Annotated in this window: 13 protein-coding genes and 1 tRNA gene; all 14 read left to right on the top strand. The window is 49.8% G+C overall.

Features of this window, described 5'->3' with window-relative positions; genetic code table 11:
- Positions 1–383 (top strand): EF-Tu C-terminal domain-related protein (locus AB4875_RS17315; protein ID WP_497023482.1); only part of this gene is annotated, 383 nt, incomplete at its 5' end.
- A 45-nt stretch (positions 384–428) separates the two neighbouring features.
- A tRNA-Trp gene (locus AB4875_RS17310) sits at positions 429–504 on the top strand.
- Between the two features lie 71 nt (positions 505–575).
- Positions 576–941: a preprotein translocase subunit SecE gene (gene secE / locus AB4875_RS17305; protein ID WP_368377378.1), complete on the top strand. Its 366-nt coding sequence runs from the start codon at positions 576–578 to the stop codon at positions 939–941.
- Positions 942–950: 9 nt separating this feature from the next.
- Positions 951–1,481, top strand: a complete 531-nt coding sequence (nusG, locus tag AB4875_RS17300; RefSeq protein WP_368377377.1) for a transcription termination/antitermination protein NusG — start codon at positions 951–953, stop codon at positions 1,479–1,481.
- 80 nt (positions 1,482–1,561) lie between these two features.
- A complete protein-coding gene (gene rplK, locus AB4875_RS17295) occupies positions 1,562–1,993 on the top strand; it encodes a 50S ribosomal protein L11 (RefSeq protein WP_368377376.1) in 432 nt (143 codons plus the stop codon).
- Positions 1,993–2,691, top strand: a complete 699-nt coding sequence (gene rplA, locus AB4875_RS17290; RefSeq protein WP_368377375.1) for a 50S ribosomal protein L1 — start codon at positions 1,993–1,995, stop codon at positions 2,689–2,691. The genes rplK and rplA overlap by 1 nt, the downstream gene beginning before the upstream one ends.
- 282 nt (positions 2,692–2,973) lie before the next feature.
- Positions 2,974–3,501 carry a 50S ribosomal protein L10 gene (gene rplJ, locus AB4875_RS17285; protein WP_368377374.1) on the top strand — a complete coding sequence of 176 codons (528 nt, stop codon included), beginning with the start codon at positions 2,974–2,976 and terminating at the stop codon, positions 3,499–3,501.
- Between the two features lie 45 nt (positions 3,502–3,546).
- Positions 3,547–3,924 (top strand): 50S ribosomal protein L7/L12, encoded by a 378-nt coding sequence (rplL, locus tag AB4875_RS17280; protein ID WP_368377373.1) that lies wholly within the window; start codon positions 3,547–3,549, stop codon positions 3,922–3,924.
- A 188-nt stretch (positions 3,925–4,112) separates the two neighbouring features.
- Positions 4,113–8,189, top strand: a complete 4,077-nt coding sequence (gene rpoB / locus AB4875_RS17275; protein WP_368377372.1) for a DNA-directed RNA polymerase subunit beta — start codon at positions 4,113–4,115, stop codon at positions 8,187–8,189.
- A gap of 74 nt (positions 8,190–8,263) precedes the next feature.
- A complete protein-coding gene (gene rpoC / locus AB4875_RS17270; protein ID WP_368377371.1) occupies positions 8,264–12,475 on the top strand; it encodes a DNA-directed RNA polymerase subunit beta' in 4,212 nt (1,403 codons plus the stop codon).
- Between the two features lie 134 nt (positions 12,476–12,609).
- Positions 12,610–12,984 (top strand): 30S ribosomal protein S12, encoded by a 375-nt coding sequence (gene rpsL / locus AB4875_RS17265; protein WP_368377370.1) that lies wholly within the window; start codon positions 12,610–12,612, stop codon positions 12,982–12,984.
- A 111-nt stretch (positions 12,985–13,095) separates the two neighbouring features.
- Positions 13,096–13,566 carry a 30S ribosomal protein S7 gene (gene rpsG, locus AB4875_RS17260; RefSeq protein WP_368377369.1) on the top strand — a complete coding sequence of 157 codons (471 nt, stop codon included), beginning with the start codon at positions 13,096–13,098 and terminating at the stop codon, positions 13,564–13,566.
- A gap of 35 nt (positions 13,567–13,601) precedes the next feature.
- Positions 13,602–15,710 (top strand): elongation factor G, encoded by a 2,109-nt coding sequence (fusA, locus tag AB4875_RS17255; RefSeq protein ID WP_368377368.1) that lies wholly within the window; start codon positions 13,602–13,604, stop codon positions 15,708–15,710.
- Positions 15,711–15,741: 31 nt separating this feature from the next.
- Positions 15,742–16,273: GTP-binding protein (locus AB4875_RS17250; protein ID WP_368377367.1), on the top strand; the 532-nt coding region annotated here is incomplete at its 3' end.

Raw genomic sequence — 16,273 nt, 5'->3', positions numbered from 1 at the left:
AAGGTCGCGCTGGCGAGAACGTTGGTGTGTTGCTGCGTGGTACTAAGCGCGACGACGTAGAGCGTGGTCAAGTACTGGCTAAGCCGGGCTCAATTACGCCACACACTCGTTTTGAAGCAGAGGTGTATGTGTTGTCGAAAGAAGAGGGTGGTCGTCACACGCCGTTCTTTAAAGGCTACCGTCCACAGTTCTACTTCCGTACCACGGATGTTACGGGCGCTTGTGAGCTGCCTGAAGGCACTGAGATGGTTATGCCTGGCGACAACGTTAAAATGGACGTGACCTTGATTGCGCCCATCGCGATGGAAGAAGGTTTGCGTTTCGCAATTCGTGAAGGTGGCCGTACTGTTGGCGCCGGCGTTGTTGCTAAAATCGTAGAATAGGCCCAGTTTTATAGGGTGTAAGGCCGGGCGTGTCTCGGCACTTGTAGGCCAGTAGTTCAATTGGTAGAGCATCGGTCTCCAAAACCGACTGTTGGGGGTTCGAGTCCCTCCTGGCCTGCCATTTACGTTAACACCGCTTCGCGTAATGCGTAGTGGTGTTTTGCGCTTAGCAAAAAAGGATATGACTGAACAATGAGTGCTAAGGCGGAAGACGCTAGTCGCCTCGACGGCTTGAAGTGGGGCATTGTTGCTTTACTGGTAGTGGTCGGTGTTGGCGGCAATACGTATTTTTCTGGCGAGTCCTTGCTTTATCGCGTCATCGCCCTATTGGTGTTGGCGGTTGTGGCAGCTTATATCGCATATCGTACCGAAAAAGGTGCGGCGTTTTTTGAGTTGCTAAAGGGTGCGCGTACGGAAATCAGAAAAGTAGTCTGGCCGACGCGTCAGGAAAGCACACAAACAACGCTTATTGTAGTGGCGTTTGTAGTTGTGGCGGCATTGATTCTGTGGGGATTAGATACTCTGCTGGGTTGGCTGGCATCCATGGTTATCGGCTAGAGGTAGGGCATGACAAAGCGTTGGTATGTTGTACACGCCTATTCTGGGTATGAAAAGAAAGTTGCTCTGGCATTACAAGAGCGCATAGAGCTTTCAGGTTTCGCTGAGCGTTTCGGCGACGTGCTGGTGCCTACAGAAGAAGTTGTTGAAATGCGTGGCGGGCAGAAGCGGAAAAGTGAGCGAAAATTTTTCCCCGGCTACGTCCTAATACAGATGGAGCTCGGAGACGACACGTGGCATTTAGTGAAAGAGACGCCGCGCGTAATGGGCTTTATCGGCGGCAAGGCAGATAAACCCGCCCCGATTACTGAAAAAGAAGCGAATGCAATTCTGCAGCGGGTTGAAAGCGGCGACAAGCCTAAGCCCAAGACATTGTTTGAACCCGGTGAAATGGTCCGTGTCATTGATGGACCGTTTAATGATTTCAATGGTGTTGTAGAAGAAGTGAATTACGAGAAAAACCGTTTGCACGTTGCGGTACTGATTTTCGGGCGTTCTACGCCAGTTGAGTTGGACTTTGGGCAAGTAGAAAAGTCCTGAGTTCGATGTTTTAGGTCAGCGTAAGCTGTCGAGGGGAGCTTCGTTTTTGCGGGGCGTTACTACCCAAATGGAGAAGTGAAATGGCTAAGAAAGTACAGGCTTATATAAAGCTGCAAGTTGCTGCTGGTGCAGCAAACCCAAGTCCACCAGTTGGTCCTGCATTAGGTCAGCACGGTGTGAATATCATGGAATTCTGTAAAGCATTCAATGCTGCAACCCAAAGCCTTGAAAGCGGCATGCCAATTCCTGTCGTTATTACAGTCTATTCGGATCGTAGTTTTACCTTTACCACCAAAACGCCGCCAGCATCGTTCTTGCTGAAGAAGGCCGCTGGTGTTAAGAGCGGATCGGGCACGCCTAATTCTAAGAAAGTAGGTAAGGTAACCCGCGCGCAACTGGAAGAGATAGCCACTATTAAAATGGCTGATCTCACTGCTTCTGATATGGAAGCGGCAGTTCGTACAATTGCGGGCAGCGCCCGTGCCGCTGGTATTGAAGTAGAGGGTGTGTAATGGCTAAGCTAACTAAGCGCCAAAAGGCAATTAACGAAAAAGTCGTTGCCGGTAAGCAATACAGTTTTGAAGATGCGGTGGCGTTATTGAAAGACGTCTCGGTAGTTAAGTTCCCAGAAGCGATTGATGTTGCAATTAATCTAGGCATCGATGCGCGCAAATCGGATCAAGCGGTTCGCGGTGCAACTACTCTGCCAAACGGTACAGGTAAAACTGTTCGTGTTGCAGTTTTCACCCAAGGTGAAAATGCTGAGAAAGCAAAAGCGGCCGGTGCAGACTTTGTCGGCATGGACGATCTTGCTGAGCAAGTGAAAGGTGGCATGATGGATTTCGATGTTGTTGTTGCGTCTCCAGATGCAATGCGCGTTGTGGGCCAGTTGGGTCAGGTTCTTGGTCCACGTGGCCTGATGCCTAACCCTAAGACTGGTACTGTAACTGCAGATGTTGAAACTGCAGTGAAAAATGCTAAAGCGGGTCAGGTTCGCTACCGTACAGATAAAAACGGCATCATCCACGGCGCTATCGGGACAATTTCTTTCGAAGCGGGCGTGTTAAAGGAAAATCTAGAGGCCTTGTTGGGAGACTTGCGTAAAGCTAAGCCATCCTCAGCTAAAGGCGTCTACATGAAGAAAATCACACTTTCTTCAACGATGGGCCCTGGTATCGTTATCGATCAGGCAAGCCTGGCGTTAAAATAATTTTTGAGCGCTTGCGCTTAGAATAGAGCGCTCTTTTCGAAGAGCGTTTATCGGCTTTGTGGTCTTTGACAGCTGACCTACTGTGTCAAAAGACAGAGACCATCAAAGACCGTAGGTGGGATTAGATTTTTATGATCTGAGCCCTTAATAGGTGTGTTGACTTGTCAACGTTACCGGCACCGGCCTACGCAGATGGTGGATTGGATTTGTTCACCAGAAAACGACTTTAAACTTCGGTTTTCAGTCTACGGTAATTAACTGACAAATCCAGGAGTTATCCAAGTGGCATTAAGACTCGACGACAAAAAGGCGATAGTAGCTGACGTTAACGAGACTGCCGCTAGTGCATTGTCATTGGTTATTGCTGACGCCCGCGGGTGTACAGTAGGCCAAATGACTGAGCTGCGCAAATTAGCGCGTGATTCCCAAGTGACCGTACGAGTTGTGCGGAATACTTTGGCGAAAATTGCGTTAAAAGGAACTGAATTCGAGTGCGCAGAAGAGGCCTTTAAGGGGCCTTCTCTGCTGGCATTTTCGATGGCAGATCCTGGCGCTGCAGCTCGTATCTTCAAAGATTTTGCGAAAGATCATGCGAAATTTGAAGTTAAGGCACTTGCGGTCAGTGGCCAATTGATGGGTGCAGATCAGTTGGATGTACTGGCTAAGTTGCCGACCCGCGACCAAGCGCTGTCTATGTTGATGAGCGTTATGCAAGCACCGGCAACCAAACTGGTACGTACAATGAACGAAGTCCCAGGAAAATTGGTTCGTACATTAGCTGCCGTTCGCGAGCAGAAAGAAGCTGCGTAAGCAGCGTTTAAATTTTTTAGTAATTGACACAGTAGGGAGTTTCACATGGCTCTGTCACAAGACGATATTTTGAATGCAATCGCTGAAATGAGCGTAATGGACGTAGTTGGTCTAATCGAAGCAATGGAAGAGAAGTTTGGCGTTACTGCAGCTGCTGCAGTTGCTGCAGCTCCTGCTGCCGCTGCTGAAGGCGGCGCTGCCGCTGAAGAACAAACCGAGTTTGACGTTGTTCTGACCGCTGTTGGTGAGAAGAAAGTTAACGTGATCAAAGCAGTACGTACGATCACTGGTTTGGGCTTGAAAGAAGCGAAAGAATTGGTAGATGGCGCGCCATCTACTATTAAAGAAGGCGCTTCTAAGGCTGATGCAGACACAGCTAAAGCAGCACTTGAAGAAGCAGGCGCTAGCGCCGAGCTTAAGTAGGTTGCTTGTTGGCCTGCTTGCGGGTCAATCTCAAGCTGGGCTGGTGGGTTAAATCCCACCGGCCTTTTGTTGTTTGAGAAATTACAGTCAGAGCCTATTAGGGGTCTGACCGGCAACAGATAAACTGTTGCACTAACGACACCGTCGCCGGTCGCGGCGGAGTCAAGAGATGATGCTGGGGAGTACTGATGGCTTACTCGTACACTGAGAAAAAACGTATCCGCAAGGATTTTGGCAAGATGCCGCATGTCATGGACGTGCCCTATCTCCTTGCGATTCAGCTGGATTCCTACAAGAAGTTTACGCAGCAAGGTGTTCCTGCTGCTGAGCGCGGCGAACACGGTTTGCACGCTGCTTTTAAATCAATATTCCCGATAGCGAGTTATTCTGGTAACGCTGCGCTTGAGTACGTCGATTACGTGCTCGGCGTGCCGGCATTTGACGTGAACGAATGCCAGCTTCGCGGCGTAACGTATTCTGTGCCGTTGCGGGTTAAGGTTCGCTTGATCATTTATGATCGCGAGTCAGCAAATAAAAGCATTAAAGATATCAAAGAGCAAGAAGTCTACATGGGTGAAATTCCCCTGATGACTGAAAACGGTACCTTCGTAATTAACGGCACTGAACGCGTTATCGTTTCTCAGTTACACCGTTCGCCAGGTGTGTTTTTTGACCATGATCGTGGTAAAACCCACTCCTCAGGCAAGCTCTTATATTCTGCGCGAATCATTCCCTATCGTGGTTCGTGGCTCGATTTTGAATTTGATCCAAAGGATCAGGTGTTTGTCCGTATTGACCGTCGTCGTAAATTGCCGGCAACGATCCTGTTGCGCGCCTTGGGCATGGCTGCAGAAGAAATTCTGGACCTGTTCTATGACGTCAACACGTTTAAGGTGGCCAAGAAAGGCGGCTTTACGATACAGCTGATTGCTGAACGTCTGCGTGGTGAAGTCGCCACTTTCGATATCTGCGCTAAAAATGGCGAAGTCATTGTCGAAACTGGTCGCCGGATTACGGCGCGCCATATTCGCCAGATTGAAAAAGCAAATCTTACTCAGCTACAGGTGCCTGTTGAATACCTGATTGGTCGTGCCTTGGCGAAGGACATTGTCGACAAAGCAACTGGCGAATTGGTGTTCCCATGTAATAGTGAAATAACAGCAGAGATTCTGACTAAGCTTGAAGAGATGGGCGTCGAGACAATTGACACGCTTTATACCAACGAGCTTGATTGCGGTCCCTACGTTAGTGACACGCTGCGTGCAGATCCAACCAATAGTCAGTTAGAGGCATTGGTAGAAATCTACCGTATGATGCGTCCAGGCGAGCCACCGACTAAAGACTCGGCGGAAAATCTGTTCCAGAACTTGTTCTTCTCACCTGAGCGCTACGATCTTTCGACTGTTGGTCGAATGAAGTTTAACCGCCGCATTGGTCGTGAAGAAATTTTGGGTGCAGGTACGCTGGACCAGAGCGACATTGTTGCTGTCATGAAAATGCTAGTTGGCATTCGTAATGGTAAAGGCATTGTCGATGACATCGATCATCTCGGTAACCGTCGTATCCGTTCGGTTGGCGAGATGGCTGAGAACCAATTCCGAGTTGGTTTGGTTCGTGTAGAGCGCGCAGTCAAAGAGCGTCTCTCCATGGCTGAAAGCGAAGGCTTAATGCCGCAGGATTTGATTAATGCCAAGCCGGTTGCCGCGGCCGTGAAAGAATTTTTTGGTTCTTCACAGCTGTCGCAGTTTATGGACCAAAACAACCCGCTTTCGGAAATCACCCACAAACGTCGTGTCTCGGCGCTTGGACCTGGTGGTTTGACGCGCGAACGCGCCGGCTTCGAAGTCCGCGATGTTCACCCGACTCACTACGGTCGTGTTTGCCCTATCGAAACACCGGAAGGACCGAACATTGGCTTGATTAACTCTTTGGCGACCTATGCGCGTACCAATGAGTATGGCTTTCTAGAAAGTCCTTACCGCAAGGTATTGGGTGGCAAGGTAAGCGATGATATAGAGTACTTGTCAGCCATCAACGAAGCTGAAGAGGTTATCGCTCAGGCTTCCGCGGCAATGAATGACAAAGGCGAGTTGACAGACGAGATGGTTGCGGTTCGTCACATGAACGAATTCACCGTAATGCCGCCGGAAAAAGTAACCTACATGGACGTTTCGCCCAAGCAGGTTGTTTCGGTTGCAGCGTCGTTGATTCCGTTCCTAGAGCACGATGATGCTAACCGCGCACTGATGGGTTCGAACATGCAGCGTCAAGCGGTGCCGACACTCAAGGCAGACAAGCCTTTAGTGGGTACAGGGTTTGAGCGTTATGTAGCGTCTGACTCCGGTGTGTGTGTTGTTGCGCGCCGTGGTGGTGTGATTGATAGCGTGGACTCGTCGCGTATTGTTGTGCGTGTTAACAATGACGAAGTTCAGCCCGGCCAGCCGCCGGTCGATATTTACAACTTAACGAAATACACCCGTTCTAACCAGAACACCTGTATTAATCAGCGTCCAATCGTGAGCGAAGGCCACGACGTGGTGCGCGGTGATATTCTTGCCGATGGTCCATCTGTCGACATGGGCGAGCTAGCGCTCGGTCAGAATATGCGTATCGCCTTTATGCCGTGGAATGGTTATAACTTCGAAGACTCGATCTTGGTGTCTGAGCGCGTTGTAAAAGAAGATCGCTTTACTACTATTCACATTCAAGAGCTAACGTGTATTGCCCGTGATACGAAGCTTGGGCCAGAAGAAATATCTTCTGATATTCCTAATGTGGGTGAGGGTGCGCTAGCCAATCTGGATGAGTCTGGCATTGTATACATTGGTGCAGAAGTTGGTGCCGGTGATATTCTGGTTGGTAAGGTCACGCCAAAAGGTGAGACCCAGCTGACACCGGAAGAAAAACTCCTACGAGCTATCTTCGGTGAGAAAGCGTCAGACGTAAAAGATACGTCGCTACGCGTTCCAACTAGCACCAAGGGCACGGTTATCGACGTTCAGGTCTTCACTCGTGATGGTCTGGAAAAAGATAAGCGCGCCCTAGAAATTGAAAAAATGCAGCTCGATCAATTCCGTAAGGACTTGAACGAAGAGTACCGCATTGTTGAAGAGGCCACGTTTGTGCGCTTGGCTGACGCTCTGGATGGTAAGAAAATCCTTAGCGGTCCCGGTATGAAAAAGGGCGACGAGTTATCAGCAGCGGCCCTTGAAGAAATTAAAAAGGACGACTGGTTCAAGTTGCGTATGGCCGATGAGCCATTAAACGCTGCTTTAGAAGATGCTGACAAACAGTTGGTCGAGCATCGCAAGACGCTTGAAGAGCGTTTTGAAAACAAGAGACGCAAGCTGACTACCGGCGATGATCTAGCGCCTGGCGTGCTGAAAATCGTTAAAGTTTATTTGGCGATCAAACGTCGTATTCAGCCAGGCGATAAGATGGCTGGTCGTCACGGTAACAAAGGGGTTATCTCGGTTATTATGCCGGTTGAAGATATGCCTTTTGATGAAAATGGCGAGCCGGTAGATATTGTATTGAACCCACTGGGTGTTCCTTCGCGGATGAACGTTGGTCAGGTTCTCGAGACGCATCTTGGCTTAGCAGCTAAAGGCTTGGGCAATAAGATCGATGCCATGATTCGCGAGCAGCGTAAAATCGCTGAAGTCCGTGGATTCTTGGGCGAAATCTATAACGACGGTGCAGGTCGTCATGAAGATCTAGATAGTTTCAGCGATGAGGCGATTATGGATCTGGCGAAGAATCTGCGCGGTGGTGTGCCCATGGCAACGCAAGTATTTGATGGCGCTGATGAAGGCGAAATCAAAAGTTTGCTGAAGCTTGCTGGTCTTCCAGAAAGCGGTCAGTTAAAGCTTTGCGACGGTCGTACCGGTTTGGAGTTTGATCGCCCGGTAACGGTTGGTTACATGTACATGCTGAAACTGAACCATTTGGTCGACGACAAGATGCATGCACGTTCAACTGGTTCGTACAGTTTGGTTACGCAACAGCCACTAGGCGGTAAAGCGCAGTTCGGTGGTCAGCGTTTCGGTGAGATGGAAGTGTGGGCCTTGGAAGCATACGGCGCCGCTTACACCTTGCAGGAAATGCTGACTGTTAAGTCGGATGATGTGAATGGTCGTACCAAAATGTATAAAAACATTGTTGATGGCGACCAGCGTATGGAGCCGGGCATGCCCGAGTCTTTCAATGTACTGGTCAAAGAGATCCGCTCACTCGGTATTAATATCGAGCTGGACACGGAATAAACATCGACAACGACTATGGCAAGGGGCGCCCGGCTTAGTGGGCGCCTGAAGAATACCCTTGCGGAGGAACGGCCTTGAAAGATTTATTGAATCTATTGAAACAGGGACAACCGAACGATGAGTTTGACTCTATTCGTATCGGTTTGGCGTCACCGGAGCTGATTCGCTCGTGGTCATTCGGCGAAGTGAAAAAGCCGGAAACCATTAACTACCGTACGTTCAAGCCTGAGCGTGACGGTTTGTTCTGCGCCAAAATTTTTGGACCGGTAAAAGACTATGAGTGCTTGTGCGGCAAGTACAAGCGCCTTAAGCACCGCGGTGTTATCTGTGAGAAGTGTGGCGTTGAAGTTGCACTGGCTAAAGTGCGCCGTGAGCGCATGGGCCACATTGAACTGGCGAGCCCCGTTGCGCATATTTGGTTTTTGAAATCATTGCCTAGCCGTATCGGCTTGCTGCTAGATATGACCTTGCGCGACATTGAGCGGATTCTTTATTTTGAATCCTATGTTGTTACTGATCCGGGTATGACTACCCTTGAGAAAGGCCAGTTGCTTAGCGACGAGCAGTTCTTTGAGGCGATGGAAGAATTCGGTGACGACTTTGTGGCCAAAATGGGCGCCGAAGCCATCATGCATTTGCTGATGGAATTGGATTTGCCTGCTGAGATCGATCGTTTGCGTGAAGAAATTCCGGCAACGAACTCAGAGACCAAAATCAAGAAACTCTCTAAGCGTCTGAAGTTGATTGAAGCCTTGGCTGACTCAGGTAATAAGCCTGAGTGGATGGTCTTGAAAGTACTGCCAGTGCTACCGCCGGATTTGCGTCCGTTGGTGCCCTTGGACGGTGGTCGCTTTGCAACCTCCGATCTTAACGATTTATATCGTCGGGTTATCAACCGTAACAACCGTCTAAAGCGTCTGCTCGATCTAAACGCGCCTGACATCATTGTTCGCAATGAGAAGCGTATGCTTCAGGAATCTGTTGATGCGCTGCTGGATAATGGTCGTCGCGGTCGTGCGATCACTGGCTCTAATAAGCGTCCTTTGAAATCGCTTGCCGATATGATCAAAGGTAAGCAAGGTCGTTTCCGTCAGAACTTGCTAGGTAAGCGTGTCGACTATTCCGGTCGTTCGGTTATCGTTGTTGGTCCTACTTTGCGTTTGCATCAGTGTGGTCTGCCTAAGAAAATGGCACTTGAGTTATTCAAGCCATTCATCTTCGGCAAGTTGGAAGCGCGTGGCTTGGCAACAACTATTAAAGCCGCTAAGAAAATGGTTGAGCGCGAGCCACCAGAAGTGTGGGATATCCTCGCTGAGGTTATTCGCGAGCATCCGGTTATGCTTAACCGCGCACCTACACTTCACCGTTTGGGTATCCAGGCGTTTGAGCCGGTACTTATCGAAGGTAAGGCGATTCAGCTTCACCCCTTGGTCTGTGCGGCATATAACGCTGACTTTGATGGTGACCAAATGGCGGTGCACGTGCCGCTGACGATTGAAGCGCAGTTAGAAGCGCGCGCTTTGATGATGTCGACCAACAATATTCTGTCGCCCGCAAATGGCGAGCCGATTATTGTCCCATCTCAAGACGTTGTATTGGGTTTGTATTGGATGACACGCGAGCGTGTTAACGGTATGGCTGAAGGTACTGCGTTCGCGAACCCCGAAGAAGTGCATCGCGCCTATGTTGGCGGTAAGGCTCACTTGCAGGCGCGCATTAAGTGCCGCTTGGTTGAGGTGAGTTTTGATGAGAACGGTGAGCGCAGCCAAACCCGTACTCTGATTGATACCACGGTTGGTCGTGTCTTGTTGTGGCGGATTGTTCCCGAAGGTTTGCCCTTCGAGATGGTCAACCAAAATATGACTAAGAAGGCGATCTCTCGTTTATTGAACGAGTGCTACCGTAAGGTTGGTCTGAAGGCCACAGTTATTCTTGGCGACCAGTTGATGTACACCGGTTTTGAGTACTCTACTCGATCTGGCTCATCAATCGGCGTAAATGACTTTGAGATACCTGTTGCTAAGGCGCGCATTGTCTCTGCTGCAGATGCCGAAGTGGTAGAGATCGAAAAGCAATATGCTTCCGGTCTGGTAACTCAGGGCGAAAAATACAACAAAGTTATCGATATTTGGTCCCGTGCAAATGACATGGTGTCCAAGGCGATGATGGAAGGTCTTTCTAAAGAGCCTGTTATTAACCGCAAGGGTGAGGAAGAGATGCAAGACTCTTTCAACTCGGTTTATATCTACGCAGACTCTGGCGCCCGGGGTTCACCAGCGCAGATTCGTCAGCTTGCTGGTATGCGTGGTTTGATGGCCAAGCCTGATGGCTCGATCATCGAAACGCCTATCACCGCAAACTTCCGTGAAGGTTTGAGCGTACTCCAGTACTTCATCTCTACTCACGGTGCACGTAAAGGTTTGGCAGATACGGCACTAAAAACCGCTAACTCTGGTTACCTGACTCGTCGTCTGGTTGATGTTGCGCAAGATTTGGTTATTACCGAAGACGATTGTGGTGCCAGCGAAGGCTTAACCATGACGCCGGTTATCGAAGGTGGTGACATCATCGAAACATTGGGTGACCGCGTACTGGGTCGTCTGGTTGTTCGCGATGTGTTTATCCCTGGCACCGAAGAATTGGCAGTGGCAGCGGGCGTGATGCTCGATGAAAAAGGCGTTATCGCGCTAGAAGAAATGGGCATCGATGAAATTGATGTCCGTTCGCCAATTACCTGTGAAACTCGTCATGGCGTGTGTTCAGCATGCTATGGCCGTGACTTGGCTCGCGGTCACTTGGTTAACCGTGGTGAGGCTGTCGGTGTTATCGCGGCGCAGTCGATCGGTGAGCCGGGTACTCAGTTAACGATGCGTACCTTCCACATTGGTGGTGCAGCATCGCGGGCGACTGCAGTTGACAATATTCAAGTTAAGCAAGACGGTAAGGCGCGCCTGCATAATCTGAAGTGGGTTGTGCGTGAAGATGGTCAGTTGGTAGCAGTAAGTCGTTCTGGTGAATTGGCTATTACTGACCACAGCGGCCGTGAGCGTGAGCGTTATAAATTGCCTTACGGTGCTCTAATTAAGGTTGCTGATCGCGCAGCCGTATCCGCTGGCGATATCGTGGCAAGCTGGGATCCGCATACCCACCCAATTATTACGGAAGTTGCCGGTATCGTTAAGATGTCGGGAATGGAAGAGGGTATTACCGTTAAGCGTCAAACTGACGAGCTGACTGGTCTTAGCAGTATTTCTGTTATGGACCAAGGTGAGCGTCCGGCGGCCGGTAAAGATATGCGTCCAGCGGTGACCCTGGTTGATACCAACGGTGATGAGCTGTGTCTGGCAGGTACTAATGTGCCGGCGCATTACTTCCTGACTGAAAACGCGATCGTGTCCTTAGAAAATGGCGCGACAGTGAAAGTTGGTGACGTTGTTGCTCGTATTCCGCAAGAAAGCTCGAAGACCCGTGATATTACTGGTGGTCTTCCGCGCGTAGCTGACTTGTTTGAAGCGCGTAAGCCGAAAGAGCCGGCTATTCTGGCTGAAATTTCGGGTACGGTAAGCTTTGGTAAAGAAACCAAAGGCAAGCGCCGCCTGATTATTACTCCGGCAGATGGTAAGCCAATTGCAGATGGTTCGGATTACTACGAAGTATTGATTCCGAAATGGCGTTTGCTGACCGTGTTTGAAGGTGAGCAGGTTGAGAAGGGCGAGATTGTTTCTGAAGGCCCACTTAGCCCGCACGATATTTTGCGTCTTAAAGGTGTGGAAGAGTTGGCGAAGTATATTGTCAATGAAATCCAGGATGTTTACCGCCTCCAGGGTGTAAAAATCAACGATAAGCACATTGAAGTTATCGTTCGTCAAATGCTCCGCAAGGTCAATATTCTTACCTCTGGCGACTCGTCGTTCATTAAAGGTGAGCAGGCTGAATTCGTTCGTGTAATTGAAGAAAACGAAGTTCTTCATGCTACCGATAAGATTTCCGCTAGTTACGAGCGTGAATTGTTGGGTATTACCAAGGCTTCATTGGCAACTGAGTCGTTTATTTCGGCGGCATCGTTCCAAGAAACCACGCGGGTTCTTACCGAAGCGGCGGTTACCGGCAAGCGCGATCACTTGCGCGGCTTGAAAGAAAACGTGGTGGTTGGTCGCCTGATACCTGCTGGTACCGGTCTGGCTTATCACCGCGATCGTAAGATCAAGAAAGACGAAGCAATGAAAACTGTGTCTGCGCAAGATGTTGAAGCGGCACTGTCAGAGGCACTTAGCGATAACAGCTGAGTAAATTTGACTACTTGACGGGAGTGGAGCGCATCTTTAGAATTCGCGCTCCACTTTTTTTATAAGCTATCGGCGGTATCGGTAGTCAGTTGTTAGCACATTGGTGTGCTGGCTTTAGTATCTGGAGTTAATTAATGGCAACGATCAACCAGTTGGTTCGTCAGCCGAGAAAGCGTAAAGCGGCTAAAAGTGACGTTCCTGCATTGCAGGCTTGTCCACAGCGTCGCGGCGTATGTACTCGTGTTTACACCACTACACCTAAGAAGCCGAACTCGGCGTTACGTAAAGTGTGTCGTGTACGTTTGACTAACGGCTTTGAAGTTTCATCTTATATCGGTGGTGAAGGCCACAATCTGCAAGAGCATAGTGTTGTGCTTATTCGCGGTGGCCGTGTTAAGGATTTACCGGGTGTGCGTTATCACACTGTTCGCGGTAGCCTCGATACTTCCGGTGTTAGCAATCGTAAACAAGCCCGTTCTAAATACGGTACTAAGCGTCCTAAGTCGTAATTCGACAATTAGCCGCTTTAATTAATAGACCTTAAGTAAGGCCAAGCCATCGTCTCCTCGCTGCAAGGCGACTCGGTGTTTGGATTTACCTGAAGACATAGGAATAGAGTTATGCCAAGAAGACGCGTCGCCGCCAAGCGGGAAATACTGCCGGATCCAAAATTCGGTAACCTGACACTGGCTAAGTTCATGAACCACGTAATGGTAAGTGGCAAGAAATCAGTCGCAGAGACCATCGTATATGGTGCTTTGGACATCGTTAAAGAGCGGTTGAATACAGACCCTCTTGAGGCCTTCGATAGCGCCTTAGAAAATATCGCTCCCATGGTAGAGGTTAAGTCTCGCCGTGTTGGTGGTGCCACTTATCAGGTCCCAGTAGAAGTTCGTCCAAGTCGCCGTACGGCGCTTGCTATGCGCTGGTTGGTTGACTATTCACGTGGTCGTGGCGAGAAGTCTATGCGTCAGCGTTTGGCTGGTGAGATCATCGATGCATCGCAGGGCAAAGGCTCTGCAGTTAAAAAGCGTGAAGACGTGCATCGCATGGCAGAAGCTAACAAAGCGTTCTCTCATTACCGTTTCTAAAACGGTGCTATTGAATCCATACCCAGGGGAGCATTGTGGCACGTAAAACGCCAATTTCCAGATATCGCAATATCGGTATTTGTGCCCACGTAGACGCGGGCAAAACAACAACTACCGAACGAGTGCTGTTCTACACCGGCCTATCTCATAAGATTGGTGAAGTGCATGACGGTGCGGCGACTATGGATTGGATGGAGCAGGAGCAGGAGCGTGGTATTACCATTACTTCTGCTGCTACCACGTGCTTCTGGGCTGGAATGCAGCAGCAGTTTGAGCAGCATCGCGTCAATATTATCGACACCCCTGGCCACGTTGACTTCACTATTGAGGTAGAGCGTTCGCTGAGGGTTCTCGATGGTGCCGTGGTGGTGCTTTGCGGTTCTTCGGGCGTGCAGCCGCAGACTGAAACTGTTTGGCGTCAAGCAAATAAGTATGAAGTTCCACGCATGGTGTTCGTCAATAAGATGGATCGTGCTGGTGCGGATTTTGAGCGTGTCATTGCGCAGCTCCGCGTTCGTTTGGGCGCAAATGCAGTGCCGATGCAGATGACTATTGGCAGCGAAGAAGAATTTCGCGGTGTAGTCGATCTTGTTAAAATGAAAGCCATTATTTGGAGTGAAGCTGATCAGGGGATGACCTTTGTATATGAGGAAATTCCTGCTGAGATGTTGGCTCTGTGCGAGAAGATGCGTGAATTCATGGTTGAGGCTGCCGCAGAGTCTAGCGATGAATTGATGGAGAAGTACCTCGAGGGCGAAGAGCTGAGTGAGGAAGAAATTAAAGCGGGGATCCGCAAGCGCACGCTGGCGAACGAAATCATTCCAGTGTTTGGTGGGTCTGCGTTTAAAAACAAAGGCGTTCAAGCGGTGCTCGATGGGGTGATTGAATACATGCCGTCACCTGCCGAAGTTAAGGCGATTGAAGGCACTCTTGACGATAAGAACGAAACCCCCGCTACGCGGGTGGCTGATGACGAAGCGCCGTTTGCGGCCTTGGCATTTAAGATAGCGACCGATCCGTTTGTTGGTACCTTAACCTTCTTCCGTGTCTATTCCGGTAAGTTGGAAAGTGGTACTGCGGTGATCAATTCCGTTAAGGGTAAAAAAGAACGCGTCGGGCGTATGGTGCAGATGCACGCGAACGACCGTCAAGAAATTAAAGAAGTGTTGGCGGGTGATATCGCGGCGGCTATTGGTCTCAAAGATGTCACCACCGGGGATACCCTGTGTGATCCGAATAACGTCATCATTTTAGAGCGTATGGAATTCCCTGAGCCGGTGATTTCTGTGGCTGTTGAGCCAAGAACGAAAGCCGATCAAGAGAAGATGGGTATTGCGCTCGGTAAGCTTGCGCAAGAAGATCCCTCTTTCCGGGTTAAAACCGACGAAGAGACAGGTCAGTGCATTATTTCTGGGATGGGCGAACTCCATCTCGATATCTTGGTTGACCGTATGCGGCGCGAGTTTGGCGTTGAGGCAAACATTGGTAAGCCTCAGGTCGCCTATCGCGAAGCTATTCGCAATACCTGCGAGATTGAAGGTAAGTTTGTTCGTCAGTCGGGTGGTCGAGGTCAGTTCGGTCACGTTTGGATTCGTTTTGAGCCGGGCGAGGATGCGAATGCAGAGGGGCTCCAGTTTGTCAGCGAAATCGTTGGCGGCGTTGTTCCAAAAGAATATATTCCGGCAATCGAAAAGGGAATTGCCGAGCAAATGCAAAACGGCGTGCTGGCCGGCTATCCGCTGCTCGGCTTAAAAGCCACCGCTTACGATGGCTCCTACCATGATGTTGACTCAAATGAGATGGCGTTCAAAGTGGCGGCGTCGATGGCGACAAAAAGACTGGCGCAAGTTGGTGGTGCAGTACTGCTAGAGCCGGTTATGAAAGTAGAAATTATCACGCCCGAAGAGAATATGGGTGATGTGGTCGGTGATTTAAACCGCCGTCGCGGCATAATTCTTGGTATGGATGAGTGTGTGTCCGGCAAGGTGATTAATGCACAAGTGCCGTTGGCAGAGATGTTCGGTTATGCAACCGATCTGCGCAGCGCAACCCAGGGTCGCGCAACATTTACGATGGAGTTTGAAAAGTATTTCGAAGCGCCGCGTAATGTTGCCGAAGAAATCATGGCTAAGAACAGAGCTTAATTTTTAATAACCTTTATGCGAGGAATGAACCGTGGCTAAGGAAAAGTTTGAACGTAATAAGCCCCATTTGAATGTGGGCACCATCGGTCACGTTGACCATGGTAAAACCACGCTGACCGCAGCACTGACGCGCGTATGTGCAGAGGTGTTTGGTGGTAAGGCAGTGGCGTTTGATGGTATCGATAACGCACCGGAAGAGCGTGAGCGCGGTATTACAATTGCGACGTCGCACGTTGAGTATGACTCAAGCAAGCGTCACTACGCACACGTAGACTGCCCAGGTCACGCTGACTACGTTAAGAACATGATTACTGGTGCTGCACAGATGGACGGCGCTATTTTGGTATGTGGCGCGACTGACGGCCCTATGCCTCAGACTCGTGAGCACATCCTGCTGTCACGTCAGGTTGGCGTACCTTACATTATTGTATTCCTGAATAAGGCAGACTTGCTTGCAGAAGATTGCGGCGGTGTAGGCAGCGAAGAATACAATGAAATGCTTGAGTTGGTAGAAATGGAGCTGCGTGAGCTGCTCGATATGTACGACTTCCCAGGCGACGACA

The organism is Zhongshania sp. R06B22 (genome assembly GCF_040892595.1).
Lineage (GTDB): Bacteria > Pseudomonadota > Gammaproteobacteria > Pseudomonadales > Spongiibacteraceae > Spongiibacter > Spongiibacter arctica.
This window is presented reverse-complemented; position numbering and strand designations above follow the sequence as displayed.

Bases quoted from the DNA above. Each gene is read 5' to 3' on its own strand.
- rplL (WP_368377373.1), top strand. From the start codon at position 3,547: ATGGCTCTGTCACAAGACGATATTTTGAATGCAATCGCTGAAATGAGC.
- rplK (WP_368377376.1), top strand. From the start codon at position 1,562: ATGGCTAAGAAAGTACAGGCTTATATAAAGCTGCAAGTTGCTGCTGGT.
- rplA (WP_368377375.1), top strand. From the start codon at position 1,993: ATGGCTAAGCTAACTAAGCGCCAAAAGGCAATTAACGAAAAAGTCGTT.
- rpsG (WP_368377369.1), top strand. From the start codon at position 13,096: ATGCCAAGAAGACGCGTCGCCGCCAAGCGGGAAATACTGCCGGATCCA.
- rpsL (WP_368377370.1), top strand. From the start codon at position 12,610: ATGGCAACGATCAACCAGTTGGTTCGTCAGCCGAGAAAGCGTAAAGCG.
- rpoB (WP_368377372.1), top strand. From the start codon at position 4,113: ATGGCTTACTCGTACACTGAGAAAAAACGTATCCGCAAGGATTTTGGC.
- nusG (WP_368377377.1), top strand. From the start codon at position 951: ATGACAAAGCGTTGGTATGTTGTACACGCCTATTCTGGGTATGAAAAG.
- secE (WP_368377378.1), top strand. From the start codon at position 576: ATGAGTGCTAAGGCGGAAGACGCTAGTCGCCTCGACGGCTTGAAGTGG.